The following is a 24,657-nucleotide window of genomic DNA, read 5'->3' as shown; positions in this document are numbered from 1 at the left end:
AAACGGGGAAAGTGGATTAACCGCGCACCAAGTTGTAGCGCCCGCGTTGCTCGAGCGCCGCCAGCCGCTCCAGCACGCCGGCAGCGCCGCCCCACTCGCCGTACGCGGCGAGCAGCGGCTCGCGCGCCGCGAGCTCGGGGTGGTGCGCCTCGAGCGATTCGAGCAGCACCCTCAGGTCGGTCGCGCGCTGCTCGTCATCGTCGCTCGCGGAGCCAAGGCCGAAGTCTATGACGGCGAGCTGGCGCTCGCCGTCAGCAACAAAATTGCTGGTGGTTGGGTCGCCGTGGACGATGCCCGCCGCGTGGATGCGCGCCAGTAGTGCGCCGAGCTGCGGCAGCCAGCGCGCGCCGTCGGGAGCGCGCAGCGCCCGCTCGAGCGGGTCGCCCGGGAGTCGCGCCATCACCAGCGTCGCCGCGGCGGGGTCGACCGCGTAGAGCGCCGGCACAGGCAGCCCCGCCTCGGCTGCGCGCTCGAGCAGCCGCGCCTCGGCACGCAGCCGCTCCGCCACCAGTCGCGCCTCCAGGTCGGGGTGGCGGTAGCTGCGGCGGTTGCGGTGCTTCGCGACCGCGGGGCGGCCGTGCCACTCGCAGGCCGTGACCACTGCCTCGGCGCCGCGCGCCTCTAGCGCCACGATACCTCCGCCATGTCGGTGCGGAAGCGCTGGTCGACCTTGTCGTCGACCGGTCCCGCCTCGTAGCCGCCGGCGCGCATCACGTGGCCCAGCCACGCAATCATCACGCCGTTGTCGACGCACAACGCCTTCGTGGGGGCGAAGCAGGCAACGTCGCGCTCGTCCGCCATCGTCGTTGCCATTTCGCGCAGCCGCGCGTTGCAGGCGACGCCGCCGCCGAGCACCAGCTCGGTCTTGCCGGTGTGCGCCAGCGCGCGTTCGGCGACTTCGCACGCCATCGCGAACGCTGTCTCCTGGATGGTGTACGCCAGCCGCGGCAGCGGCATCCCGTCGGCGAGCTTTCGCAGCGCCGCGGTCAGCAGCCCTGAGAACGCCAGGTCCATGCCCTTCACCGAGTAGGGCAGCGGCTCCAGCTCCGGCCCCTCGGCCAACGCTTCGAGCTTCGGGCCGCCGGGGAACTCAAGCCCCGCCTCGCGGCCGAACTTGTCAAGCATGTTGCCGATGCCGATATCGAGCGTCTCGCCGAAGACGCGATAGCGGCCGTGAGCGTAGCCGATGACCTGCGTGTTGCCGCCGCTCAGGTAGAGCAGCACCGGGTCGCTGGCGCCCTCGAGCAAGCCAATCTCAAGGTGCGCAACGCAGTGATTCACCCCTAAAAACGGCAGTCCGTGGGCGTGCGCCAGCGCCCGTGCGGCGGTCGCGCCGGTGCGCAGGCACGGCCCCAAGCCGGGGCCGCGCGCGTAGGCGACCAGCGCCAGCTCGGACGGCGCCAGCTTCGCGTCAGCGAGCGCCTCGCGGACGAGCCCCGGCAACGCCACGGCATGGTGGTTGGCCGCCTCACGGGGGTGGATGCCGCTCCCCGCCGGCGGCGTGAAGGTCGCCTTGCGGTCGGCCATGATTTCCCCGTCAGGCGATACGATGCCGACAGCGGCGGTGTGTGCGGTGGACTCGATGCCCAGGACGGCGTCGCTCAATCTTCGGCGGATTCGTCGCCGGATTCGTCGTCGGCGCTTTCATTATCGGCCGGTTCTTCGGGCTCAGCGTCGGCCGATTCAGCCTCGGCCGCGTCGGCGTCCTGTTCCTCCTCGCCCAGCAGCGCCCACGCCGCACCGCCCGCCAGCGCCAGCAGCAGCAGCAGTGCCAGCCACGGCTGTTCCTCCTCGGCTACGGGCGCGGTCGAGGCGACCTGGATATGGCTGTTGGTGCGCAGGTCGGGAAGCGGCATGGTGCGGTCGTCGGCCAGCACGCTCACGACGAGGAAGCCCTCGAGCGAAACCTTCCACGCCAGCGTCACCGTCCCGCTGCTGCGCGGCTCGAGCGCGACCCAGCCCGAGGCATAGCCGCTGATGTTGTTGACCGCCAGCAGCACCCCGAAATTCAGCGTGTAGTCGGTCGGGTTCTCGATGGTGGCGTTGATTGTCAGCGTGCTCCACTTGGCGACCGACTGCCCCGGCGTGACGGAAGCGCCATTGACCGAAAGCTGCAGGTCGCTGAAGCGAATCTGCGAAGTGTCGGTATTGACCACCAGGTCGAGTTGCAGGTTATCGGAGATGCTTCCGCTCCAGCTCCCGCTCAGCGAATAGAGGCCGAAATATTTCTCGGCGAAGATGGTGGAAAGCGTATCCTGCCGCACGCCGGCGACCACTTCGTATTCTCGCGCCCAGAGGACACTGCTGCCGTCGCCTTGTGGGTCGCCGATATCAACCGTCTGCCCTTCCGCATCTCGCTGCACGACGTGGACACCCTCGAGCAGCGCGCCATCGCCATCGTGGACGGTGACCGTGAGCCACCACTCCTGCGTACGGTCGACGGTGCAGTTGACGTAGCTGGTGTCGAGCAGCGTTGGCGAGGTGCCAATAGCGCGCACGCCAACCGCGTAGTTGGCGAGCTCAATGCTGTCGCCGAGGAACGTTGTGTCCTCGATGAAGAGGCCAATGTCGTAGATAGGGCTGAGGCCGCTACTGGAAACGTCAAACATGCTGGCGTTGCCCCCCACCATCCAGAAGCGACCCTGTGAAACCGTGACGTTGCTCAGCGCCAGTTCGCCCTCGTCGAGGACGACGCGGAACTGCGCCGAGGCGTTCGCAAGGCTGGAATAGTACTGCTCATAAGAGGAGGAATTCGCCGGGTCCTGCTCGACCATCTGGTCAAGTACCAACTGGTAGAAGCTCAGGTTCCCTATCGCGTTCATGGAACAGTCACTGACCGTCAGCGACCCTCCCGGCTGGATACGAATCTCTCCCTCACCCGAAGTGGAAGCCATCTTCATTCCCAGGGTGCAATTATCGAGCACCAGCTCTCCAAAAACCTCGATGTTTCCCTCAACCTCGAACTCGCCATCGGCGAGCATCAGCGTCTCGTTCGCAGCGACGGTCAGGTTCCGGTAGTCCGGCTGCGCGCTGGCGCCCTCCGCCAGCAGCAACGCGCCGCCCAGCAAGACAGCCAGCGCAACGACCTGCAGCACTCCAGCCCCGAATCGCATCGCGGCGCGAGCGGCGGCGGGATATAAGTCTCTCGACAGAGAGTTAAAACCCCGGCCCCGTGGGGCGACGATGCAACGGGAAACGGCGACGCGGAGCGCGCTCAGACCGGCCGTGGCGCTGCTGGCGCTGGCGCTGTTCGTGGCGCAGCCGGGCGGGGCCGACTGGGACCCCTACGTCAGCCACCCCGGCAATATCCCTGACTTCCACAACTTCACGACGCCGCAGCTGGCGCCGGGCGGCAGCGGACCCTTCACGCTTGAAGTCACGAACCGCTACGCGGAGCCGCTCGAGAACGTCGTCGTCACTATGGAAATCTACATGCGTGCTGATATCGACGGCTCGGAAACCATCGACTCCGTCGCGGCCGACGCGCGACCGCGCGTTGAGGAGGGCTGCTGGACGCGGCTCCCCGACGGAGAACGCGAGTGCGCTGCGGCGCCTGCACCGCAGCGCGCGACCTTCAGCCCGGGAACGCTGGCGCCGGGCGAGAGCGTGCACTTCACGGCCGACATCCAGTCGACCGAGGAACGGTCGTGGCTGCGCTGCACGCTGCTCGGCAGCCGCTGCGAAACCGGCACGGCGGAAGGAACCTATTTCGTCCGTTTCAGCTTCGAGTTCGACCACAACGGGACCGCGCGCAGCATGCTCTCGCGCGGCCATTGGAGCATGGCCGAATGGGAGGCCGCCACGACCGACGTCCCCGACGGGGCGCCCGGTAACATCAACCTGACCGCACTGGGGGTGGACGGGGTGATTCCCGACTCGAGCTTCGGCGTCAAGGAGCCGATTCCCAAGTGGCCGCTCTACGTCATGATTGGGCTGACAGTGATGTTTGCCGGACTGGCGGTAGTTTTCTACCTTGAAGAAGAGGGTACCTACCCCGGGCTAAACAAATGGCTTCAGCAGCAGCGGGGCAAACTTAACCAGCTTCGGCTGCGCCTTAAGCACCGCGAACGCCGCCCTTGAGGCGTAGTCCAGGTCGCCCGCCTGCCGGATAGCCGTCAGGACTTCGGGGTCGCCCAGCATCCCGATAATCTCCGCCAGCTGCTCGTCGTCCAGCGCTAGGAACGCGCGCCGCAGCCGTGCCCCCAGTTGCAGCTCGCCAGCGATGCGGTCGCGCAGCATCTGCTGGTAACCCGCCAGGCGACTCGCCGAGCCGTCGCCCGCTTCGAGCGCCGCAATGGCGGTCTCGGCCGCCGCGTCAGCCGAAACGAGCCCGGTGTAGATGCCGCCGCCCGAGGTCGGCTTCGCGAGGCCCGCCGCGTCGCCGGTGAGCAGCACATGGTCAGCGAAGGCGGGCTCGCGCAGCCCGAAGGGAATCAGCCCGCTGACGCGCGCGGTCAGCTTGGCGCCGTCGAGCAGCCGCGACGGCGCGCCCCTGCGAAAGTAGTCGCGGAAGAACTTGCGCGGCCGGTGCGGCAGTGTCGTCGCAACGCCGAGGCGGCCGGTATCGCCGCCGGTCGGGATGGCCCAGCCGAAGAAGCGCGGCGCCAGCTCGGAGCCGACAAAGAGGTCGACATAGCCGTCGCGCGCCGCGTAGCCGCTGATGTCGCCCCCGAAGGCGGCCATCACTTCGCGCTTGTTGTGCAGCCCGGCATCGCGCGCCACCCGCGAGGCGGGGCCGTCGGCACCAATCAGCAGCCGCGCTCGCACCTGCCGCGGGCCATTTGGCCCCTGCAACTCGGCGACCATCCCGCCGTTCTCGCGCCAGCCGCGCGTGTAACGCGTCGAGGTCCAGATTTCGGCGCCCGCTTTTTTGGCGCGCTCCGCGATTGAGCGGTCCAGCCCGGGACGGTCAATCACCAGCGCCTTGGTCTCGGACGCTTCGAACTCAAGGTAACTGTCGTGTGGCCCCCAGACTCGCGCGCCGCGCATCTCCTGCAGCACCGGCAGGCGGTAGCCGAGGTAGTCGAGGGTGCGCGGCGTTACGAGTCCGGCGCACTGGCACGGGTCGCCAACGCGCGCGTCCTCTTCCGCGATGGCGACGGAGTAACCCGCCTCGGCCAGCTTCCACGCGGCGCGGCTGCCGGAGGGGCCGGCGCCGACGACCAGCGCGTCAATCACTCTTCGAGCGAAACCAGCTGGATTTCGGAGCCATCTACAAGACCTGCGTCAGCTAGCGAGAGGCCTGAATCGACCGCCTCGCCGTTCACATGTACCGCAAAGTTGGCGTGCGGGAGCGGGAACTTTCCAACGCAATTCTGGACCAGTCGCTCAACTGGCATGTTAGAGGGTACCTTCACGTTCGCGGTCTTGCCATCAACCGCTGACTGAATCGCGAGCGCAATCTTGACTGGAGGTGCCTCGGCCGCTTCCGGCGCTGCATCATCTTCCTCGGGTACCACAGCAGCTCCCCGACGCATGCGGCGGGAAACAACTATCGGCACCGCGATCGCCAAGACGGCGACAAGCATCAGCGCCACGAAGTGGTAGACCTTGAAGCCGGTGCCGCGCACCAGTTCACGGCTGAAGACATCCAGGGCAGCAATCTCGCCCACTACTGCGGGCTGGATGACTGCGACGTTCTCTTCAAATTCGTCATTGGAACTGTCAGTCTGGTCTATCTCCCAGTTGCCACTGCCAACATCAAGTTCATAGGTGAGGAGCAGTGAGTCCTTGTCCTCGTCGGGGAATTTCCAGGTGAACTTGACTTCAATCTCGTCACCCTCATTGATGTCGCCGCTCACCTGCGTAGTGATTGTGCCACCAACACCGTCTTCGAAAACCACCGAAAGCAGCTGACTGCCAGTCTTCCAGTCGGCATTGCCCTTGTTCTCGATTACCACCGTAATCTCGACATCGTCACCCACTTCCGGTACGCGCGGGTCCATCTTCACTTCCTTGATGAAGAAATCGGGCAGGATTTCGAACATGACCTCAGCGCCATCCTGCTGGAACGCGTCGCCGCCCACCGGATAGATGTTATCGCTGTATCGCTTCAGCTCGTCGTACAGGTGATCGGTCTCGGTACCGGCGCCGTCACCCTGCTGCTCGCAGTCAAAAATGTTGATGCTAACGTCGCTACAGCTCGGGTTTACCTCAGCACGGAAGGTAGTCCACTCACCGCTCACCGCCTTCCAGCGGAAGCGGATGGTCTCAGTCGCGCCAGCATCGATGCTGAACTCGACGTGGTCTTTGGTACCACGGTCCTGGAGGATAACACCACTTTCGTCGCTGCTGTCAGCTGTAATGTACAGCCGCGCATTATCGACGTCAGCGGCGCCCTTGTTGACCACGGTCGCCGTGAAGGTGACCTGATCGTCGACGTTGGGCGTCTTGGACGTGAGGCCCGCGAAGCGCGAGTCAACGCGCAGGTCGCTTATGGCGAGGTCGGGCTTGATGCGCAGCAGTTCGGAGTAGCGTGCGTCGTTGTTGTTCTCGTTGGTCTCGAGAATTTCGCCGTTGTCGACGTCATCCTCGTCGTAATCGACGCGTACCTCCACATACCACTCGCCACCCTCAATGATCCAGTCGTCTGATGCAAGCGACTTGGTCGCGCCCGCCTTCAGGTTGGTGCTCTTCTTGTAGAGTGAATAGATGTAGGTGTTCTTGCCCTCGTCCAGCTCGAAGCCCTTGTTAATCAAGTCATCGATATCATTCTGATCTTCCGGTACCTTCTTGGGGTAGTAGAAAATCTCCACCTGCACGTCATCCGCGTCAGCGATACCACTGTTGGTGACCTCGACAAGTACGGTTACTGTGTCGCCATCCTTGATAGCGGAGGCATTGCCAACGACGCCGTCAGCCTCCAGCTGGATGTCGCTGGCGGCCAGGGTTATGTCGGAGCGCTGGACTTCAACGGTCAACTCGAACTCCTGCCGTGCACTGGGATCATCCTCCGTGTTACGGACCGAGATAGTGAGGGTGTAATTGCCCTCGTCAGCCCCATCGTCAACGTCTACGAAGATCCACAAATCGTCCAGCTCGTCTGACTCGATTTCAACGCCCTGTGAAGTTGACCAGGGCTGTGTCTTGGAGCTGTCCTGGTAGAAACTAACCTCCCAGTCATCATCAAGCGTTGACTCGACTTCGGGGATGAAACTGTCCGGGTGCGTGCCGCTGTTCTCCAGCTTGACCTTGAACTTGACCATGTTCTTCGTGGAACTGCCAGACGCCTTGTACTCAGGAGATATCTCCTTGGAAGGGTCAATCACGGTCGCTGTCAGGCCGCGCTGCGGGGCACTAATCTGCAGTGTCAGGGTAACGGACTGTGAAATATCCTCTTCAAAGTTCTTGACCGTAACCGACATTGTGTAGTTGCCCTCATCAACCTCATCCGGATCAACCTCGACAATGAACCATAGGTCGTCGGTCTGGCCATCTTCGATTTCCTCACCGGAGGAAGACCACTCGTCACTGCTAGAAGCCGTGTTCTTGGTATAGAAGTCAGTGCTCCAGCCAGTGCCCAGGACATCGTCCAGCTCAGCAATGAACTTGTCATCGTGGCTGCCACTGTTCGTGATTACCACCTTGAAACGGGCCGTATTCTTCTCGGTATCACCTACCTCGGGTGCGAGATTCAGGCTCGGCTCGTCCGCGGAAAGAGTGACACTACGGGTCGGGTCACGTACCTCGACCGTCACGTTGGTGACGACCGCTTCGTCAGCACCGTTGCGTGCCTTGGCCTCGATAAAGACGGTGTAGTTACCCGGTTCAGTCTCCACGTCGGGCGTGATACAGAGGTAGACCTTCTTCGAATTGCTTGCACCCACCGAACCAGTGAAGGTGCCGGAGCAGCTTGAAGATCCATGAACGGAAGCCTCCCAATCGTCAGGGAATGTAGAGCCGGAACCGCTCACCTCCACATCAATTGTGTCCACTTTGTTACCCAGGTTCTTGACATCGAAACTGAATTTTTCCTGGCGTTCACTAGCACTTGTCTCGGTTGAGGGATAGGTGATGACAGTGCTGGCGCCCTGCGCGGTGAGCTCAGCACCATAGATTTGCTGGATACTGGTACTGAGAGAGACTATCTCCGACTGGCTGCCATCACCCGTGGTCGCCTTGGCTATTACCTGATAAGTGCTGGATTCCAGAGCAGTCTTATTTGCGCCAGTAGCAACGTTGTACTCCGGAAGAGATACCTGGACACGGACTGTCTTCTGCTGGTTCACTGTCAGGTTCAACGAATGCGTATTGGTCCCGGTCTCCACAAAGGTAGCCCATTTGCGGAGGTCACTTTGGAAGGTCAGCACGACTGTATCAACATCGTTACCCACGTTCTTGACATTGAGATCGAAATAGGCGATGTCGCCCGGTTCAGCCTGTGAAGTGGATGAATCAGCTGTTATCTCAACTTCGAGTTCTTTCTTCTCGACGTCTATATAACGTACAACCGAGTCGACAGCAGTCGTGTTGTCGACCGAAGTAGCGTTCACCAGGATTTCGTAGGCACCCTCGGTCTTGGGCTGCGCATCGGCTGGCACCTCGACCGTTAGGATTACATCCGCCGAACCACCAGCGGGAATCGTGAGGCTGACGTTGGAGAGCGAGCCCCAGCTGACACCGACCTCGCCGCCCAGTTCAAGGTCGAAGGTGTCCTCGCCAGTGCCCTTGTTCTTGACGGTAATCGAAAATTCCAGTATGTCGTTGGCCTCGGCCGCCTTTGTTTCCGTACGGGGCAGCATCTGCACCTCGTAGCGCTGGCTGACATCAACCTGGATGGTTACGTCGTGCGTCTCGGAAGCCTCGTCAGCCGAGACCCCAGTAACCGTGATGTAGTAGGAATCCTTGACCGCGTCTTCCGAAACAGTCACAGTGAGGGTTACGGTCCGGTTTTCTCCCTCTGGAACTTCGACTGAGGGAGTTATGTCAGTTACCCAGCCGGTCGCATTTTCGGGGCCGGTGACCTCTAGGTCAATCGTGTCATCGCCAGTGCCCTTGTTGTCAAGCAGGATGTCAACAGTGAAGGTGTCCTCCGGGTCCGCCTTGGTGTAGGTCAGCACGGAGGTCATGCGGAACTCGTAGTACTGGTTGACTGTGGTAATCGTGGAAGCAGTTGCATTGACATCAACATCCTCGTCCTTGGCACCAACCGAGATAGCGGTGATATTGACGTAGAAAGCCTGGTTGTCCTCCTTCTCCTTGATCGCGACCGTCAGGTTCACCGGTGCATCCTTACCGGGACCGATGTCGATCTCGGTCTCATTGAAGTTGGCCGTCCAGCCCGTAGGCCACTCGTCAACTGAAAGACGGATGGTGTCGTCGCCGGTGCCCTTGTTCTTGACAATAATATCATACACAACTGAGCTGTCGGCGTCGCCGCTCTTCTGGGCCTCGTTAATCAGCAAATCAACCTGGTATTCCTTGTTTACCGTCACAGTCACTATGGTAGTATCGTAGACATCGGAGGATGCCTCGTCGGAAGAGCCGTTGACGATAATGGTATAGTCGCCAAAGTTAGCCTCCTCATCGATGTTGACGGACAGATTAACACTAGTAGACTCCCCAGCCTCGAGATCTACATCCTCGACTATTGAACCCCAGTCTGGGTTGTCGCCCTCCAGGGCAAGGTTGACGGTATCATCGCCGTTGCCCTTGTTCTTGACCGTGATTGTGTACGATACAGATGCTCCAGGGTCTCCATTCTTGGTCGAGTCACCTGAAACGGAAACGGAGACCTCGTACACCTGCTGGACGTTCAGGAAAACAGCGCGGTTCGCCTTAGTAGTAGTATCCTCGGAGGTAGCCCGGACAGTAATCGAATAGCCGTTCTGCGCCAGTGTCCCGTCGGGAGCAGTGACGCGCAGGGTAGTCTCGTCGCTCTCGCCGGCTGCAAGGGTGAAGGAAGACTCGGCGAGGGTACCCCAAGTAGCGTTTCCGCCGTGGAGCGAGAGGGTGATGTCATCCTCGCCGTTACCATCATTGGTAATGTTGATAGTGTAGGAGACCTCCTCGTCCGGTGGCGCCGACTGGGTATCCCCCCCACTCACCTTCAATTTCGGCTCGAAGTCTTGCAGGACCGTGGTGCGAGAGGTGTAGGTCTTGTAGACCGAGGTGTTTTCCTGCGAGGAGACCTTGACCCTGATAGTTACCTCCTCATCGGCCACAGCATTCGTGGGCGCCTTGATGACCAGTACATCGGTCAGGTTGATGCTCTCGTCTACGTCCAGGCTGCTGATTTCATCACTGTCAAGCGAAGCTTCCCAGCCCTTGTCGTACCAGCTGCCGTTCTCGATTTCGAGGTCGTAAGAATCGACGGCATTGCCCTTGTTAGTCACTGAGAAGGAGTAATCGACTCGCTTGCCAGCTTCAACATCCTCGGCGCTGGAGCCAACCTTGACCACGTTGAGGTCAGGCAGCTTATTCACGCGCACGGTAACCGTAACGGATGTCGCTGTACTGCTATCCTCGGACGTGGCGAACAGGCTAATACTCTTCAGCCCGGCAAGAGCATTGATATCTGGAGTTGCCGAAAAAGATATCTCGGTTGACTCATCCTTGTCAAGCGTGACACTTCCAGGAAACACAAACGACCAATCATCCGTCCCGGAGCTGGTCTGACTGAAGGTGATGGTATCTTTGCCATTGCCTTCATCATTGAACACCTTGACGGCGAAGGTCACAGTGGCATCCGGGTCCGCATTCTGCGTGGTTGTACCATTAATCGTGAGGGTGTTGCCATAGACCTGGTCCACCTTCGCAGTCACTGACTTACTCGTGGCACCGGCATCAAGCGTAATAGATTCCGTCTTGAAGGTAACGAATTCAGTGATGTCGGCCGGAGCATCATCCCGGTCGCCAATTTCGACATAGAGTGTGGCGGTCTCAGACTGCCCGTCCTTGACATCAAGTGATGTAGGAAGGATATACTCATTCCAGCCCGCCCTGGTTGTACTTGTTATAGTGAGGTTATAGGAGTCATCATTATCACCAGTGTTCTCTACAGTAATTGTGTAGGTCAGTGTTTCATCGGGCTCGCCATTTTGGGTAGATGGTGTGACTCCGACTGTGAATGACTCGCTCGCTTCTGCTGATGGCATGAATACGAGCATGGCTAGCCCCACTGCAAAGAGCAGCGCGACCCTTACAGGCGTGTTCAGATTGGTATTGTGCATATTACGCACCGAGATTTAGACAAACACACCCCATATAAAGGTTGCTAAATAACTATAAATAATAGTTACTAATTATTATTTCATGAGCAGCTCCTTTTCGCTCCCAAAACTGCTGGTTGCACAGATTGGCGCCCTTGTCGCTTCAGGCCATTTCAGCAGCCGCTCCGACGTAGTAAAGGAAGCGCTGCGGTTCTTCCTCGAAGAAAAACAGCACTTCCGAACCGCTGCGGCAGTCGAGCTCTACCGCCGCGGCCAGGCAACGCTGACCAAGGGCGCCGAGATTGCCTCGCTACGTCCCGAGGCGTTTCGCGAAATCCTGCGAGACCAGGGTGTTGTACTGCCAGATACGGTCGAGTGGGAATCAATCGAATAATTTAAATATGAATCGTCGAGAAAAGTGGGACTACCATACTGCACTCGCCTGGCTTGATGAACTAGGTGAGGCACAGGTTAAGCCGGGGCTGGCGCGCATCCGCCAGCTTATGGCCGCGCTCGGCGACTCGCAGCAGCAATTGCGCGCAGTCATCGTCGGCGGTACCAACGGCAAGGGCAGCACCTGCTGGCTACTCGAGGAGGCCCTCTGCCGAGCTGGCTTCCGCGTCGGCTGCGGGACTTCGCCGCACCTGCATAGCGTGCGCGAGCGGCTACGGCTCGACAGTGTGCCCGTCGGCAGGGCCGATTTCACGGCGCTAGCCGCCGAGGTGCAGCGGGCGTGCTGCGCGATGGCAGAGCACCCCAGCTACTTCGAGGTACTGACTGCGATAACGCTGGTGTGGTTCGCCCGGCGCGAGGTCGATGTCGCCATCCTCGAGGTTGGCCTCGGCGGCGAACTCGACGCAATGAACGTCGTTGACGGTGAGGTGGCGGTGCTGACAACACTGGCGCTCGAGCACACCGACTGGCTCGGCGATAACCTCGAGGCGATTGCGCGCACCAAGGCCGGTATCGTGCGGCCCGGGACGCATGTTATCACCGGCTGGCTCCCGGAATTCCACCAGTTCATCCCGCCCTGCGCCAGCCTCACCAGCGGCGATTCGGCGCGCGAGTGGGCGACGCTGGCGCTCGAGCAGCTCGGTATCGCGGCCGAGGTAGGCGAGACGCGGCCACCGGGTCGGCGCGAACGGGCCGGGAATATTATGCTCGACTGCGCGCACAACCCGCACGCGCTCTCGTGGCTGCTGGCGCGTATCGTGGAGCCGGCGGTGGTGGTGTTTGGGTGCCTGCGCGACAAGCCGCTCGCCAAGATGCTGGCGCTGCTACCGACTGGGACGGAGCTACTGGTGTGCGCGCCCGACTCGCCCCGCGCACGGAGCGCAGCCGCAGTCGTCGCGGCGGCCGGGAAACTGGGGCGACGCGGCCGCGCCTGCGACTCGGTAGCGGAGGCGCTCGAGCTAGCGGGCGAGCGCCCGACGCTCGTTGTGGGGTCGAGCTATCTCGTCGCTGAAGCGCGTCGTGACCTTGGGCTGCCGGGCAGCGATGAACCCTAATATCACCCGGTACTCGGCCCGTGATGAGACTGGCTTCCGCGACCGCGGTGCTGCTCCTGCTGGCGGCCGGCTGCCTCGACGCGTCGCCTGGCGGGGACGACGGTGATGACGGCAGCGTCATCGCCGCTCCGGCCTGGGAAGCGGGGCAGTGGTGGACTTACGCGGTCGTGATTCCCGAAGCGGAAGTGGTGACGACGATGGTCGTCGGCAACGTTGACGAGACCGACTACCACCTCGGCTCGAGCCAGCTGGTCGACGCGCAGCGGCACGCGGTGCTGAACCACAACCCGGCGCTGGGGCGCGTCCGGGTGGCGGACATGGCGCTCTATGAGAAGAACGAGCCGCAGCTGCTGCTGCAATTCCCGCTCGAAACGGGCGCCAGCTGGAACTTCACGCTCTTTGGCGTCGAGCGCTTCGACGCCAGCGTGACGGCTGTCGCCGACGGACGGGCGACCGTGGCGGCCGAATCCCCGTCAGGCGACCGGCTGGAGTATGTCTACGACCGCGCCAGCGGCTGGCTCTCCAGCTTCGTGCGCAGCGACGGCGACGGCGAGCTCCTGCGGATGACGCTGGTCGAAGCTGGCTCCGGCTTCACGGGCGAGGCGTGGTTCTGTCGCGGCGGTGACCTGTACGAGGGCGAGTTCTCGGGCCCGGATTTCGAGTTCTACGACACCGCCTTCGCCAACGACGGACATGTGCGCTACGGACCATGGAACTACGTCGTCTACTGGCTCGAGGCGGATATCGGCGGCTCCGGCAGCGGCGAGTTGGTGCTGCGCGACCACGACGGGGAGCAACTGACCGAGGTGTTTACGCCGGGCAACAGCTTCCAGGAGCTGGGAGTCGTGACTGGCGCCAGCGGCAACTGGACGCTACAGGTTTCGCTGAGCGGCAACGCCAACGTACGGCTGGTTGTCGCTGGCGCGATTGAGTACGGCTGGACGCTCTGACGGTTAACGCACGAAAAGCCGGTACTTCTGCTCGGGCTCGCGAACTTCGTGCTCGATGCGAGCGGCGATTAACTTCTCGGGATGCCGCAGGTTGGAGACTTTCTCCTCGACCTCGGCGAAGCTGGTGTAGGGGCGGTGCGCGAGGACTGCCTCCATCGTCTTCTTGCCCAGCCCGGGCAGAAGCTCGAGCGAGTGGTAGCGACGCGAAATCGGTCCGGCATGGTTGTAGAACTCAATGAACTTCTCTTCCTGTTCGAGAACCAGTTCCTCCAGCAGGAACCCCAGTTCCGACTGCGCAGTGTGCGTAAGCTCGGAGTAGCTGACGCGGGCGCGGACCCGCTCAATCTGCTTGCGCTCATCGGTCTCCTTGCCGATGAAGACGCGGTCGCCGATATTGATTACGGCTCCCGGTATCGGCGCCATCTCGAAAATCTTGAACTCGTCAACACCAAGACCGTAGATAATGGCCTCACGGCGAAACTGTCGTCGGTCATCCGGGCGGCCTTCCGGCAGGATATCCAGCACGCACGCATACTCCTCCATCGCTACGCCTCCGTGTTCTCCTGAACCGCCGCAATAATAGCTTCGATTTCGTCGTTCCCGACCGAGAAACGCTCGCGCGCAAAAATCGCGCGCACGTCGTCGGGGTGGGCCGGCAGGATGTCCGCAATTTTGGCGGCGTAATATGCATCAACATGCTCGAGTCCGTCGAGCGCCGCCATCACCGCCTCCGCCTTGGGACGGGTGATGCGAGTCAGGTGGCGCACGTGGTCCAGCGCCAGCTTGTGTTCGTACTGGATTTGCTCAATCAGGTTCATGCGGTAGGACCCGCACTCCTCGCAGGCAGGGCCTGTCGGGATTTCGGGCGCCGCCTCCGCCTCTTCGCCTTCCTCGCCCTCGGCCGCTTCGGCATCTGGCTCGGGCGCGGGTTCCGGCTCTGGTACAGGTTCTGGTTCCGGCTCTTCGTCCGGGACTGCCTGGAAATGGCCGCAGTCGACGCAGCGCAGGCGGTTCTCGCGAACGCCCAGCTCTGCTTCGAGCAGTTCTTTCACTACGCCCAGCGGCACCGGCTGTGGTTCGTCCATGGTTACTTCGCCCGCCTCAGGTGCTCTGGTCGTATAATTAGTTGCTTCACGGCGTCGCCCTCCTTGGCGCTCACGACGCACGCCTTGCCCTGCATCCCGGTGACTGTGCCGGTAAGGCCGTGGAAACGGTGGTGCGGCTGCCCACCCTGAATCGAGGGGTCAATCACGATGTTGACTGACTCGCCCACGCCATACTGCTCGAGTATGCGAGTAATCGGAGAGAGCCCGCGCTCACGCTTGGCCCGGGTGAGCTTTTTGCGTGACCCGCTGCGAAGTCCCTGCGACCGTTTCATGTTTCTGGCTCCTCCAGATGCAAGTGCAGGACATCCAGCACTTCCACCCGGCATTCGGCCTCGACCAGCTCGGCGAGGCTGGGCGACGTGCGCCCGCCATCGCCACTCACCAGTTCCCGGATGTAGGTCCCATGCTGCGCGCGGATTTCCAGTTCGGCAGTCGCGCCGTCGACGGAAAGCAGTTTCATGCTCTCAACACGGCGCGGCCGGACCAGGTCCGCTCGTCGATGGGACACCCGGGTGGGAGTGCGCTGTTCGACGACCTCGCCGGCCAACCGCTGCGCGCCTTTCTTAAGCCTTTCGATTTCGACTGGCGAGTCGCAGCGGATGTCGACCCGGTAGGTCTTGTCGCAGACCGTCTCCTTCAGCTCCGCGACGCGCGACCGCGCGACCCACGTCAGGTCGTTGGCGGTGATATGGCCGTCGGCAGCGGTATTGATTTCCTTTTCGAGCGCCGGCAGGTCGAGGCTACGCACCTTCGGCTGCCGCAATTCGAGTACAAACGGCCGCCCCGTACCGAGCATCGCGGCGTCGATATCCTCGCGCCCCATGCCGTGGAATTTATCTTCGGCTGCGCCGGCCGCCGCGAGCAGCGGACCAGCGACCAGCGACTGGACCGAATCGGGATACATCTGGCCGCTGCCGTCGCACTGCTCGCAGCCGCGGCCGCGACAGTGGCGGCAGGGCCAGCGCGTCTGCGGGATAGTGCGGTCCGCCTTGGTGTAGCGGCCTTCGATGAAGAGCGAGCGGATTTGCAAATCAACGGTGTCGTAGCGCGTGTCGACCACGATGACCGCGTCCGGGCTGTCGCGCTGCGGCTCGAGTCCGCTCGCATCGGCGACGCGTGAGCCGATTTCACGATTCAGCTGCGACTTGAGCGGCTCGCCGTGGTTACCGAGCTCGGCCTGCAACTCCTTCTCGCGCGACAGGATTTCGGCATCGACCAGCGTGCCGACCTGGAAAGTTTTCAGTTCAACGCCCCCAACGGCGTCGAGCGCCAGTTGCGCCAGCGACTCCACCTCGCCACAGAGCCCCGCGCAGAGGCCGCACTCGTCCGGCGTCGGGGCGGGCGCACCGCCGTGGAAGAACGGCGCCGCGCCCGTCTCGTCAGCCGCTTCTGCCAGCATCGCGCGCGTCGCGAGCAGCGCCTCGCCCCGGGCGCGGTTGCTCAGCCCGTGGCCCAGCCGGGCAGCCAGCCGGCCGGTGCAGCCGGGGCAGAGCGAATGCTGTTCCGCCAGTTCCGTAATCGCCTTGAGGTCCACGCCCGCGCGCACCTGCCGGCCGCTTTAAGCGCGCGGTTCGAGCACGGCGCGCAGCTCCGCCGGGCGGTCGGTCGCGATGCCGGCAACGCCGGCGGCCGCCAGCCGCTCCGCGTGCGCCGGGTCGTTGACGGTCCAGGCCAGCACCGGGAAGCCGGCGCTGCGCATGCGGCGCAGGAATCCGAGCCGCAGCAGCCGCCAGTTGGGCGCGACGAAACGGGCGCCGCAGGCGCGCAGTCGCCTTACGGGGAACAGCTCGCTGAGGCGGACACGCAGGCCGCCGCGCGGAACGCCCAGCAGCAGCCCGACGTAGGTGTCGGGCTGCGCCTCCCGCACTTCGCGCACGACGTCGTCGTAGAACGACTTGACCCACAGCTCCGCAAGGCCATCCACCACGACGAGCGCGTCGGCGGCGCAGCCCCCTGCCTTCAGCTCGAGGTCGAGCCCCGCCCCGCGGTCGCGGCAGAGCTGTGCCACTTCCGCCAGCCGCGGCACCGCGAAGCCGGCGAGCGCCTCGAGCGCGGCGTGCGACAGCTCCGCCAGCGGCCGGTCGGCGATAGCGGCGTCGTGGAAGCAGGCGAGGCTGCCGTCGGCGAGGCGGTGGACGTCACACTCGACCATGTCGGCGCCCTCGTCGAGCGCCGCTGCAAACGCCGCGAGGGTGTTGTCGGGATGGCCCGCTGCCGAACGGCCGCGGTGGGCGATGAGGCGCACGGGGCGGGATGCGCGAGGTTTTAATATGCTGAGGAGCGTGGGCCGGGACAGGTGAACCTATGGCCCGTAACGATATTGAAGAACTGATTTCGCACCTTGGTCGCGATGACGACGCTGGACGACGCAGCGCGATAACACAGCTTGAAGCAAAAATTCCTCACAGCGAAAAGCAGGTTGCAACGGCGCTGGTCGACCATCTCGACGACGAAAACCACTTCGTGCGGCAGTCGGCGCTGGCACTGTTCAGCAGGATGAGCGAGCAGGCGCTCGAGCCGATAATCAACGGCGGGCTCAACTCGGACGACTTCTTCGTCCAGCGCGCCGCGATGGATGCCATCGGCCGCGTCGGCGCGGACGCGGGCGTGCCGTACCTCGTGAAGGGGCTCACCAGCTCCGACCACTACGTTCGCTGGCAGGCGGCGAAAGGGCTGGCGCGATTCCCCGGAGGCGACGCGACGGCTGCGCTGACCGAGGCGCTCCGGGACCGCCACCCGCTGGTGCGTGACCGCGTGGCGGCGTCGCTGATGCGGCACGGCGCGGACGGCAAGGCTGCGGTCGAGGGCTGGAAACCGGGGCGGTGGCGCGCGCTGCGCAAGAAGTTCCGGCCGCCGGCACCAAAGCCGGAGGGCGAGGGGGGCGTGGTCGTGGAGACCGGTCTCGAGAAGGAGTCGGGCTTCCTCTACTACCTCGGCAAGGATGGCGACGTCTGGCGCACCCGCATGGCGCGCGGCACGGTGCCGGGCGGCGGCGCCGAAAAGGTGGCCGACGCGGGCGTCACGCGCGAGCGGGGCTGGCTCTACTACATTGACAAGCAGGGCAACGTCTCACGGACGCTGCTCAAGCGCGGCGGCTAAAGGTCGCCTACGGGGTCGTGCGCCGCATGGTGCGCGGGAAAGGGATGACGTCGCGGATGTGGTCGGCGCCGCAGAGCCACGCCACCAGCCGGTCGAGCCCCAGCCCGAAGCCCGAGTGCGGGACGCTGCCGTATTTGCGCAGGTCAAGGTACCAGCCGTACGATTCCGGCTCGTGGCCCTGCTCGATAATGCGCTCCGCCAGCTCCTCGGGCGACCAGACGCGCTCGCCGCCGCCGATGATTTCGCCGTAGCCTTCCGGCGCGAGCAGGTCGTGGCAGACCAGCGCCTTGGGGTCGGCCGGGTCGGGGCGGTGGTAGAAACCCTTCTCACGCGGGAAGTGAGTGATGTAGAGCGGCTGCGTCCGCTCCTGCGTCAGCGCCTTCTCCTCGCGGTAGCCGAAATCGTCGCCCCACGCCAGATCGAAGCCCATGCCGTTCAGCATTTCGAGCACCGCCTCGTACCGCAGCCGCTCGAATGGCGGCTGCACCGCCTCCAGCACGGCGGGGTCGCGGCCGAGCCGCTCCAGTTCGGGGCGGTTGCGCGCCAGCACTGCCGCGATGATGGCGGCGAGCATCGCCTCTTCCTGGGACATCATCTGGTCGTTGTGGACCCACGCCGCCTCGACCTCGCCGTGCCAGAACTCGGTCAGGTGGCGGCGCGTCCGCGACTTCTCGGCGCGGAACGAGGGTGCCAGCGTGTAGATGCGCTCGAGTCCGAACATGGTCGCCTCGGCGTAGAGCTGCCACGACTGCGACAGGTGCGCGTAGAATGACTTGCCACCTTCGGCCGACTCGTCGGGGTAGTATGTGTCGAAGAGGCTCGAGCCGCCTTCGCAGGCGCCCGAGACGAACGAGGGCGACTGCACTTCCGTATAGCCCTGCGAGTCCCAGAAAGCGCGGAACGCGCCGAAGGCGGTCGCGCGCACCTTGAGCGCGTCGACCATCGGCCGGCTGCGTAGCCACAAATGGCGGTTGTCGAGCAGGTGCTCGTCGCCGAGGTCCTGCGTAATCGGGAACGGCTCGGCGTGGTGCAATACTTCGAAGGCAGTTGCCCTGAGCTCGTAGCCGCCCGGCGCGCGGCCGTCGGCAGCGGGAGTGCCGGTAACGATGACCGATGACTCGCGCAGCGCGCTGCACGCCGCGTCGAAGTCATCCGCGGCGACTTTCGCCTGCGAGACGGTGCATTGCAGGATGCCGGTCGAGTCGCGCAGTACGACGAACGCCAGCTTACCCGAGGAGCGGGTGCGGTAGACCCAGCCGCGCACCATGACTTCGCCTTCGGCGGCGCCAGCGAGCACGCTCGCGACGGGGGTGAAGCGCGAATGGTCGGGGAACTCCGGGTACGCCATCGGGCCGCCGACCGCGCCAAGGGTGAAAACGCTTTGCCGTCAGGCGAGGCGCAGCAGCAGCGCGCCCGCGAGTAGCAATAGCGCGCTGCCAACGACGCGGTCAATGCCCTGCGCGTGGCGCCGCAACGCGTCGAGTAGCGGCGTGCCGGCAATCGCGGTCGCGACGAGCATGTACCAGCTGGCATCGATGGTGCCGGCGAGCAGCGCGACCGCCAGCCGGTCGCCTGCCGGGAGCCCGGGCTCGATGAACTGCGAGAAGACCGCGACGAAGAACGCCAGTATCTTCGGGTTGAGGAACGCGACGAGGAAGCCCGCCACGAAGCCTTCGCGACCGCCGCTGTCGTGCTCGTCGGCCACCACTCCGTCGGAGTGCAGGAACTGCCAGCCGAGCCAAACCAGCACCGCCGCGCCGCCCCATTGCAACGCGCGGGCGGCGGCGTCGCTCGCGTCCATCGCCGCTGCGAGTCCCGAGACGGCGAGCAGCGCGTAGAAAAAGAAGCCGATACCGTGGCCGAGCCCGGTCATGACGCCGCGCAGCCGCCCGCCGGCGACCGTATTGCGCAGCACGACGGCGAGGCTCGGGCCGGGTGACATCGCCCCCAGCACGCAGACTGCGCCAATCTGCGCCAGCACCGCCAGCTCCATGCCGACGCGGAGGCGGAGTGGGTGAAAACATTATGCGGCCGGCGCATTCCCGAGCCGTGTTCGGCGTCGTCGCCTGTCCCAAATGCCGTTCCGTGCGGTCGGTCGAGCTGGCGCACCGCAGCGCCGGCTGCCAGCGGTGCGGCTACCGCATGGTGCTGACGAAAGTGCGCATCTGGGAGCGGTGCGATTCGCAGCCGGAACTGGCGGGCGCCATCGCGCGCGTCAGGAACGAACTCGCGGCACCGGCGCTGCGGGCAGAAGCAGCGCCGTCGGAGGCGCCCCCGCAAGGCGACATGCGGACGCGGCTGCTCGCGGCGCTGCCCGACGGCGAAATCGAGGAGGAGGCGCTGCTGGCGCGGGCACGCGCGGCGCGCATCCCGGAGGAGCGGGCGCGCGAGATGCTGGCGGCGCTGCTCGCCGACGGCACGCTCTGCGAACCGCGGCCGGGCTGGCTGGCGAAGGTCTGACTTTTAATAGGGCGGTTGGGTGCGCCCACTCTCAGGCATGAAACGGAGCTCCCGCGTCTGGAAGAAGAAGGGCCAGCAGCGCTGGAAGTGGCGCAAGAAGAAGATGCGCCGCCGCAAGCGCGAGCGCCGCCGCAACAAGTAGCGCTAAAAGCCCCGCTGGAGTGGTTTACCCGATGCCGGTTATCACCATCGACCTTGAAGACCTGAACCGGCTGCTGCCGCAGCCGCTTTCGACCGAGGAACTGCGCGAGACCATCCCGCTGCTCGGCGCCGACCCCGACGAGATTGGCGACCGCGAAACGGTCATCGAGTTCTTCCCCGACCGACCCGACCTGCTCTCGACCGAAGGCGTCGCGCGGGCGCTGCGCGCCTTCACGGGGCAGGCGCCGGGGCTGACGCGCTGCGCCGTCGCGAAGCCGAAAACATGGCTCTCGGTCGAGCCGAGCATCACCGACATCCGCCCCTGGTTCCTGGGCGGCATCGTCCGCGGCGTGACGCTCGACGACGTGGCGCTGCGGTCGCTGATGGAATTGCAGGAGAAGCTGCACGTCACGCTCGGCCGCCGCCGCCGCAAGGCGTCCATCGGCATCCATGATATGGCGCCACTCAAGCCGCCTTTCCGTTTCTACGGCTGCTCGCCGCACGAACCCGCCTTCATCCCGCTCGGCTGCGACGAGCCTATGACGCCCGAGGAAATCCTGCAGGAGCATCCGAAAGGCGTCGCGTATGCGCACATCATCGCCGATGAAGAGCGCTACCCGCTGATTGTCGACTCGCAGGAACAGGTGCTCTCGATGCCGCCGATTATCAACGGCCAGCTGACCGCCCTCTCCGAAGCGACCACGGACGTGCTGATTGACGTCCAGGGGCTGGACCGGCAGGCCGTGGAGACCTGCCTGAACATCGTCACCGCCGCGCTCGTCGAGCGCGGCGGGAGTGCCGAGGCGCTGGAGATTCGCTACCCGAGCGAGAAATACATCGTCCCCGACATGGCGCCGCGCGAACACCGCGCCGACCACGATTACCTGACGCGGCTGCTCGGCTGGGACCCCGGCGAGGAGCAGGTGCGCCGCGCGTTCGGCCGCTGCGGGCTCGAGGGGGTGCTGCGCGACGGTGAGTGGATTGTGCAGGTGCCCGCCTGGCGAGCGGACCTGCTGCACCCTGTGGATTTGCTCGAGGAGCTCGCCATCGGGCTCGAATACGACGAAATCCCCGAACAGCTGCCTCAGCTCGCCACTTTCGGCCGCGAGACCGCGTCGCGCCAGCGCGAGCGCGAATGCCGCGAGGCGTTGCTCGGGCTTGGATTTCAGGAAGTGGTTTCGCTCACGTTGAGCTCGGCGCGCGCGCAGCACGAGCTGCCGGCGCGCGAGCCGGCAGGCGAGGCGCACGTTGCGAACCCGGTCGGCGAGGAATACCACCTGTTGCGGCCGGCGCTGCTGCCGGGACTGCTCGAGCTGCTGCGCACCAACCGGCACCACGAGCTGCCGCAGCGCATCTTCGAGGTCGGCTGGGTCGTGCGCGACCACGCCAACCGGCTGGCGCTGGGCTGGGTCGAGCTGAACAGCCGCGCCCCGTTTTCGCAGGCGCGCGCGACAGCCGTGGCGGTCGCACAGCGGCTCGGCATCGCGGGCGATACGCAGCCGGTCGAGGACGGGATGTTCATCGCCGGCCGCTGCGCGTCGCTGGGCGACGCGCTGGTTTTCGGCGAAATCCACCCGCGCGTGCTCGAGGGCTGCGAGCTGGGGTATCCCGCCATCGGCGGCGAAGTGCTGTGGTGAAGCTGCCGGTCTGCTTCGAGCCGCGCTCGGCAGCCACCGCGCTGCGTGCAACGCTCGAACGGCTCGGGTGGGAATACAGCCGCAGCGACGATACGCGCGCCTTCACGCAGGTAGCGCTGGTAATCCCGTTCCAGCGCGCCGCACATCTCTTCCGCTACGAAATCCCGCACGGCGACCTGCTGCTGGAGCTCTGGGCCGAGACGCCCGGCAGCAGCGGCAGCGTCACCTGGCTCGAGGCGCGGGGCGACGCGGAACCGCGGCGCGAGCTGCTCGCCGCCTTCGCCGAAGGGCTGCCGCGGCGGCCGTGGGAATTCACGTTCGGCCAGCGGCTGCGCGTCGGGCTGCTGACCGTGCGCGGCGCGCGAAAGAAGTGGGAGTCGGCGCTGAAATGAGCCTGAAGGAGGACATCGCGAAGCACAAGGCGAGCCTGCCGCTGCGCTACACGCAGGAGTGGCTGCAGGCGCGCTTCCGCGAATTCTACGCCACGGCTGAGCCAGAACTGCCACCACGGTTCACCGCGCGCGAGTGGGGGATGCTCGGCTGGGGCGGCAAGCTGATGCAACGCCACCTGGCGTTCCGCAGCGAGGGCGAGCTGCAGGCGAAGCTGGCGCGCGAGGCGCCCGCGCACGTCTATCACTCCGTGGCGTATTACGCGCACCCGTCGGCCGGCAAGATGGACGAAAAGCAGTGGCAGGCGGCCGACCTGATTTTCGACCTTGATGCTGACCACCTGCCGGAGATGGAGCTGCTCAAGCAGGGGAAGACCAGCTTCGGGGCGCTAATGGAAATCACCCGCGGGCAGGCAGTGCGGCTCGCCGAGGACTTCCTGCTCGGCGACCTTGGCCTTGCGCTGGAGGACCTGCAGCTGGTCTTCAGCGGCGGCCGCGGCTACCACGTGCACGTGCGTGCGCCGGCGGTGCTTGAGCTGCCGTCGGGGGCGCGGCGCGAGCTGGCCGACTACCTGACCGGGCTCGATGCCGACAAAGAGCGGTTGCTGGTCGACGCGGGCCACACGCGGCAGTATGGCGACAAACGCTACTTGACGGGCGAGCTACGGCTACCTGCGACCGACGCGCCGGGCTGGCAGGGACGCGTCGCGCGCTACGCGAGCGCATGGCTCGAGGAGGCGCAGGCACTCCCAGCGAAGGAGCGGCTGGCGCGGCTGGAGTCGCTGCCGGGCGTTGGCTCCAAGCTGGCAAAGCAGGCGCAGCTCGACGGCACACCGCAGGAAGTTTTCGACGCGCTGCCGCGCCGCGCACAAACTGCACTGCGCGACGCGGCGCTCAGCGCATGCGCAGTGCACGCCGACGAGCCGGTGACGGGGGACCTGCATCGACTCATCCGGCTGCCGGGGACGCTCCATGGCGGCACGGGACTGCTGGCACGCAGCGTGACGCTCAACGAACTGCGCGACTTCGACCCCTACCGGCAGGCGACCGTGCTGGGCGACGCGCCCGTAAAAGTGCGGTCGGCAGTGAAGCACCCGGTCGCGATGGGCGATATTGCGGCGCTGGAGCCGGGGGAAGTCGTCGAGCTGCCCGCGGCGCAGGGCGCCTACTTCATGGCGCGCGGCTTTGCGACGCTGGAGGTTGAGGCGTGAATGACGACGCGAAAAGGCCGGGGCTGGTCGCCGGACTCGACGAGGCGGGGCGCGGACCGGTGCTGGGGCCGATGGCGGTCGCGATTGTCGCGACCGACGACGAAGAGGCACTCAGGGCACTCGGCGTGCGCGACTCGAAGCAGCTCTCGCCGCAGCGGCGAGCCGAGCTCGCCGCTGCCATCCGGCAGAGCTGCGAATGCGCGGTGGAACTCATTGAACCGGAGACCATCGACCGCTTCGTCGCCGAAGGGGGGCTCAACCGGCTTGAGGAGCGCGCCTTCGCGCGACTGATTGCGCAGCTGGCGCCGACGGTGGCGTTCGTCGATTCGCCCGAGCTGGATGGCGAGAAGGTGGGCGCCCGCATCAGCGGCCGTCTGCCGCCCGGTCTGGAGTGCCAGGTCATCGCGCGAACGAAAGCTGACCAGAACATCCCGGCCGCCGCAGCGGCGTCAATCCTGGCCAAGGAGGCACGCGAGGCGGCGATGGCGCGGCTACGCGAGGAGCTGGGCGAATGCGGCAGCGGCTATCCATCCGACGAGCGGACCATCACGTTTTTGAAGGAATACCGGCGTGAGCGCGGGAAGTGGCCCCCCGGCACCCGCAAAAGCTGGAAGACGCTCGAGCGACTGGAGCCGCGGGTAACGCTGGACGACTTCGGAACCGACGATGAGTGAAATGCTGGAGAAGCTGCAGGCCAAGGCTGCCGCGTTCAACGTGCGCGTCGCCGAGGACGAAGGCTTCGCGAAGCTGGTCGAGGGCAACGACCGCACCGTCGCCATCATCATTATCGACGGCCCGACGCTCATCGCGCGGCTCGAGGGCGGCAGCCTGCCGCAGTTCGCCGAGGGCGACTCGACCGACGCCGACGTGGTCGTCAAGGCGAGCGCGGCCACGCTGCTGGCGCTACTGAAGCGCGAGCTCTCGCCCATCAAGGCTTACACAAAGGGCGAGCTGAAGGTGAAGGCGAGCTTCCGCGATTTGCTGATGATGAAGAAGTTTTTCTGAA

At 64.7% G+C, this 24,657-nt stretch carries 23 protein-coding genes; 11 read left to right on the top strand and 12 right to left on the bottom strand.

The window, feature by feature from the left end; translation table 11 throughout:
• Positions 1-16 precede the first annotated feature (16 nt).
• Genes QGG57_05490 through QGG57_05480 form a run of 3 tightly spaced genes read right to left on the bottom strand, consistent with a single transcriptional unit; the run spans position 17 to position 3,113 of the window.
• Complete coding sequence (locus QGG57_05490) at positions 17-631, bottom strand: KEOPS complex kinase/ATPase Bud32 (protein ID MDP7007620.1); 615 nt, start codon at positions 629-631, stop codon at positions 17-19.
• Positions 622-1,605, bottom strand: a complete 984-nt coding sequence (locus QGG57_05485) for a bifunctional N(6)-L-threonylcarbamoyladenine synthase/serine/threonine protein kinase (protein ID MDP7007619.1) — start codon at positions 1,603-1,605, stop codon at positions 622-624. The genes QGG57_05490 and QGG57_05485 overlap by 10 nt, the downstream gene beginning before the upstream one ends.
• Positions 1,602-3,113, bottom strand: a complete 1,512-nt coding sequence (locus QGG57_05480; protein MDP7007618.1) for a hypothetical protein — start codon at positions 3,111-3,113, stop codon at positions 1,602-1,604. Before QGG57_05480 ends, QGG57_05485 begins: the two co-directional genes overlap by 4 nt.
• 70 nt (positions 3,114-3,183) lie before the next feature.
• Here QGG57_05480 and QGG57_05475 point away from each other — a divergent pair, with 70 nt between their 5' ends.
• Positions 3,184-4,080, top strand: coding sequence for a hypothetical protein (locus QGG57_05475; protein ID MDP7007617.1), 897 nt, complete (start codon positions 3,184-3,186; stop codon positions 4,078-4,080).
• Here QGG57_05475 and QGG57_05470 read toward each other — a convergent pair.
• Both QGG57_05470 and QGG57_05465 read right to left on the bottom strand, forming a co-directional pair.
• Positions 4,000-5,178, bottom strand: coding sequence for an NAD(P)/FAD-dependent oxidoreductase (locus tag QGG57_05470; protein ID MDP7007616.1), 1,179 nt, complete (start codon positions 5,176-5,178; stop codon positions 4,000-4,002). The two genes, QGG57_05475 and QGG57_05470, sit on opposite strands and share 81 nt — an antisense overlap.
• Complete coding sequence (locus tag QGG57_05465) at positions 5,175-11,171, bottom strand: FixG Ig-like domain-containing protein (protein MDP7007615.1); 5,997 nt, start codon at positions 11,169-11,171, stop codon at positions 5,175-5,177. The genes QGG57_05470 and QGG57_05465 overlap by 4 nt, the downstream gene beginning before the upstream one ends.
• Positions 11,172-11,253: 82 nt before the next feature.
• Here QGG57_05465 and QGG57_05460 point away from each other — a divergent pair, with 82 nt between their 5' ends.
• From QGG57_05460 to QGG57_05450, 3 genes are read left to right on the top strand one after another with little or no spacing between them, the layout of a single operon-like run.
• A complete protein-coding gene (locus QGG57_05460; GenBank protein ID MDP7007614.1) occupies positions 11,254-11,544 on the top strand; it encodes a UPF0175 family protein in 291 nt (96 codons plus the stop codon).
• Between the two features lie 7 nt (positions 11,545-11,551).
• Positions 11,552-12,658 carry a Mur ligase family protein gene (locus QGG57_05455; GenBank protein ID MDP7007613.1) on the top strand — a complete coding sequence of 369 codons (1,107 nt, stop codon included), beginning with the start codon at positions 11,552-11,554 and terminating at the stop codon, positions 12,656-12,658.
• A 23-nt stretch (positions 12,659-12,681) separates the two neighbouring features.
• The gene (locus tag QGG57_05450; protein ID MDP7007612.1) at positions 12,682-13,608 is read left to right on the top strand and encodes a hypothetical protein; all 927 of its coding nucleotides are present in this window, start codon (positions 12,682-12,684) and stop codon (positions 13,606-13,608) included.
• Between the two features lie 3 nt (positions 13,609-13,611).
• Here the strand turns inward: QGG57_05450 and QGG57_05445 are convergent, their stop codons facing one another.
• Genes QGG57_05445 through QGG57_05425 form a run of 5 tightly spaced genes read right to left on the bottom strand, consistent with a single transcriptional unit; the run spans position 13,612 to position 16,959 of the window.
• Positions 13,612-14,151 carry a DUF655 domain-containing protein gene (locus QGG57_05445; GenBank protein MDP7007611.1) on the bottom strand — a complete coding sequence of 180 codons (540 nt, stop codon included), beginning with the start codon at positions 14,149-14,151 and terminating at the stop codon, positions 13,612-13,614.
• A gap of 2 nt (positions 14,152-14,153) precedes the next feature.
• On the bottom strand, positions 14,154-14,693 hold the full coding sequence (locus tag QGG57_05440; protein MDP7007610.1) for a hypothetical protein: 540 nt from the start codon (positions 14,691-14,693) through the stop codon (positions 14,154-14,156).
• 2 nt (positions 14,694-14,695) lie between these two features.
• Complete coding sequence (locus tag QGG57_05435) at positions 14,696-14,986, bottom strand: 50S ribosomal protein L21e (GenBank protein ID MDP7007609.1); 291 nt, start codon at positions 14,984-14,986, stop codon at positions 14,696-14,698.
• The gene (locus QGG57_05430; GenBank protein MDP7007608.1) at positions 14,983-16,248 is read right to left on the bottom strand and encodes a tRNA pseudouridine(54/55) synthase Pus10; all 1,266 of its coding nucleotides are present in this window, start codon (positions 16,246-16,248) and stop codon (positions 14,983-14,985) included. The genes QGG57_05435 and QGG57_05430 overlap by 4 nt, the downstream gene beginning before the upstream one ends.
• A gap of 24 nt (positions 16,249-16,272) precedes the next feature.
• Positions 16,273-16,959 carry a glycerophosphodiester phosphodiesterase gene (locus QGG57_05425; GenBank protein MDP7007607.1) on the bottom strand — a complete coding sequence of 229 codons (687 nt, stop codon included), beginning with the start codon at positions 16,957-16,959 and terminating at the stop codon, positions 16,273-16,275.
• A gap of 59 nt (positions 16,960-17,018) precedes the next feature.
• On the opposite strand from QGG57_05425, the gene QGG57_05420 reads away from it, so the two are divergent.
• Positions 17,019-17,813 (top strand): HEAT repeat domain-containing protein, encoded by a 795-nt coding sequence (locus tag QGG57_05420; GenBank protein ID MDP7007606.1) that lies wholly within the window; start codon positions 17,019-17,021, stop codon positions 17,811-17,813.
• Positions 17,814-17,820: 7 nt separating this feature from the next.
• On the opposite strand, the gene asnS is transcribed toward QGG57_05420, so the two are convergent.
• Both asnS and QGG57_05410 read right to left on the bottom strand, forming a co-directional pair.
• Positions 17,821-19,161 carry an asparagine--tRNA ligase gene (gene asnS, locus QGG57_05415; GenBank protein MDP7007605.1) on the bottom strand — a complete coding sequence of 447 codons (1,341 nt, stop codon included), beginning with the start codon at positions 19,159-19,161 and terminating at the stop codon, positions 17,821-17,823.
• Between the two features lie 39 nt (positions 19,162-19,200).
• Complete coding sequence (locus QGG57_05410) at positions 19,201-19,806, bottom strand: LysE family translocator (protein ID MDP7007604.1); 606 nt, start codon at positions 19,804-19,806, stop codon at positions 19,201-19,203.
• 56 nt (positions 19,807-19,862) lie between these two features.
• On the opposite strand from QGG57_05410, the gene QGG57_05405 reads away from it, so the two are divergent.
• The 6 genes from QGG57_05405 to QGG57_05380 all read left to right on the top strand — a co-directional run bounded on the left by QGG57_05405 (position 19,863) and on the right by QGG57_05380 (position 24,656).
• A complete protein-coding gene (locus tag QGG57_05405) occupies positions 19,863-20,273 on the top strand; it encodes a hypothetical protein (GenBank protein ID MDP7007603.1) in 411 nt (136 codons plus the stop codon).
• A gap of 161 nt (positions 20,274-20,434) precedes the next feature.
• On the top strand, positions 20,435-22,051 hold the full coding sequence (gene pheT, locus QGG57_05400) for a phenylalanine--tRNA ligase subunit beta (protein MDP7007602.1): 1,617 nt from the start codon (positions 20,435-20,437) through the stop codon (positions 22,049-22,051).
• Entirely contained in the window at positions 22,048-22,443 is a 396-nt protein-coding gene (locus tag QGG57_05395) for a hypothetical protein (protein MDP7007601.1), read from the top strand. Before pheT ends, QGG57_05395 begins: the two co-directional genes overlap by 4 nt.
• Positions 22,440-23,651, top strand: a complete 1,212-nt coding sequence (locus tag QGG57_05390) for a DNA primase small subunit PriS (GenBank protein ID MDP7007600.1) — start codon at positions 22,440-22,442, stop codon at positions 23,649-23,651. Before QGG57_05395 ends, QGG57_05390 begins: the two co-directional genes overlap by 4 nt.
• The gene (gene rnhB / locus QGG57_05385; protein ID MDP7007599.1) at positions 23,648-24,325 is read left to right on the top strand and encodes a ribonuclease HII; all 678 of its coding nucleotides are present in this window, start codon (positions 23,648-23,650) and stop codon (positions 24,323-24,325) included. Before QGG57_05390 ends, rnhB begins: the two co-directional genes overlap by 4 nt.
• Positions 24,318-24,656, top strand: a complete 339-nt coding sequence (locus QGG57_05380; GenBank protein MDP7007598.1) for an SCP2 sterol-binding domain-containing protein — start codon at positions 24,318-24,320, stop codon at positions 24,654-24,656. Before rnhB ends, QGG57_05380 begins: the two co-directional genes overlap by 8 nt.
• The last annotated feature ends 1 nt before the right edge of the window (position 24,657 follow it).

It is taken from the genome of Candidatus Poseidoniia archaeon (assembly GCA_030748895.1).
GTDB lineage: Archaea > Thermoplasmatota > Poseidoniia > MGIII > CG-Epi1 > UBA8886.
This window is presented reverse-complemented; position numbering and strand designations above follow the sequence as displayed.

What these genes read in the sequence shown, in the direction of transcription:
- QGG57_05460 (MDP7007614.1), top strand. Translation starts at nt 11,254, where the DNA reads ATGAGCAGCTCCTTTTCGCTCCCAAAACTGCTGGTTGCACAGATTGGC.
- asnS (MDP7007605.1), bottom strand. Translation starts at nt 19,161, where the DNA reads ATGGCGTACCCGGAGTTCCCCGACCATTCGCGCTTCACCCCCGTCGCG.
- QGG57_05435 (MDP7007609.1), bottom strand. Translation starts at nt 14,986, where the DNA reads ATGAAACGGTCGCAGGGACTTCGCAGCGGGTCACGCAAAAAGCTCACC.
- QGG57_05440 (MDP7007610.1), bottom strand. Translation starts at nt 14,693, where the DNA reads ATGGACGAACCACAGCCGGTGCCGCTGGGCGTAGTGAAAGAACTGCTC.
- QGG57_05420 (MDP7007606.1), top strand. Translation starts at nt 17,019, where the DNA reads ATGGCCCGTAACGATATTGAAGAACTGATTTCGCACCTTGGTCGCGAT.
- QGG57_05480 (MDP7007618.1), bottom strand. Translation starts at nt 3,113, where the DNA reads ATGCGATTCGGGGCTGGAGTGCTGCAGGTCGTTGCGCTGGCTGTCTTG.
- QGG57_05410 (MDP7007604.1), bottom strand. Translation starts at nt 19,806, where the DNA reads ATGGAGCTGGCGGTGCTGGCGCAGATTGGCGCAGTCTGCGTGCTGGGG.
- QGG57_05450 (MDP7007612.1), top strand. Translation starts at nt 12,682, where the DNA reads ATGAGACTGGCTTCCGCGACCGCGGTGCTGCTCCTGCTGGCGGCCGGC.
- QGG57_05465 (MDP7007615.1), bottom strand. Translation starts at nt 11,171, where the DNA reads ATGCACAATACCAATCTGAACACGCCTGTAAGGGTCGCGCTGCTCTTT.
- QGG57_05475 (MDP7007617.1), top strand. Translation starts at nt 3,184, where the DNA reads ATGCAACGGGAAACGGCGACGCGGAGCGCGCTCAGACCGGCCGTGGCG.
- QGG57_05380 (MDP7007598.1), top strand. Translation starts at nt 24,318, where the DNA reads ATGAGTGAAATGCTGGAGAAGCTGCAGGCCAAGGCTGCCGCGTTCAAC.
- QGG57_05445 (MDP7007611.1), bottom strand. Translation starts at nt 14,151, where the DNA reads ATGGAGGAGTATGCGTGCGTGCTGGATATCCTGCCGGAAGGCCGCCCG.
- QGG57_05455 (MDP7007613.1), top strand. Translation starts at nt 11,552, where the DNA reads ATGAATCGTCGAGAAAAGTGGGACTACCATACTGCACTCGCCTGGCTT.
- QGG57_05390 (MDP7007600.1), top strand. Translation starts at nt 22,440, where the DNA reads ATGAGCCTGAAGGAGGACATCGCGAAGCACAAGGCGAGCCTGCCGCTG.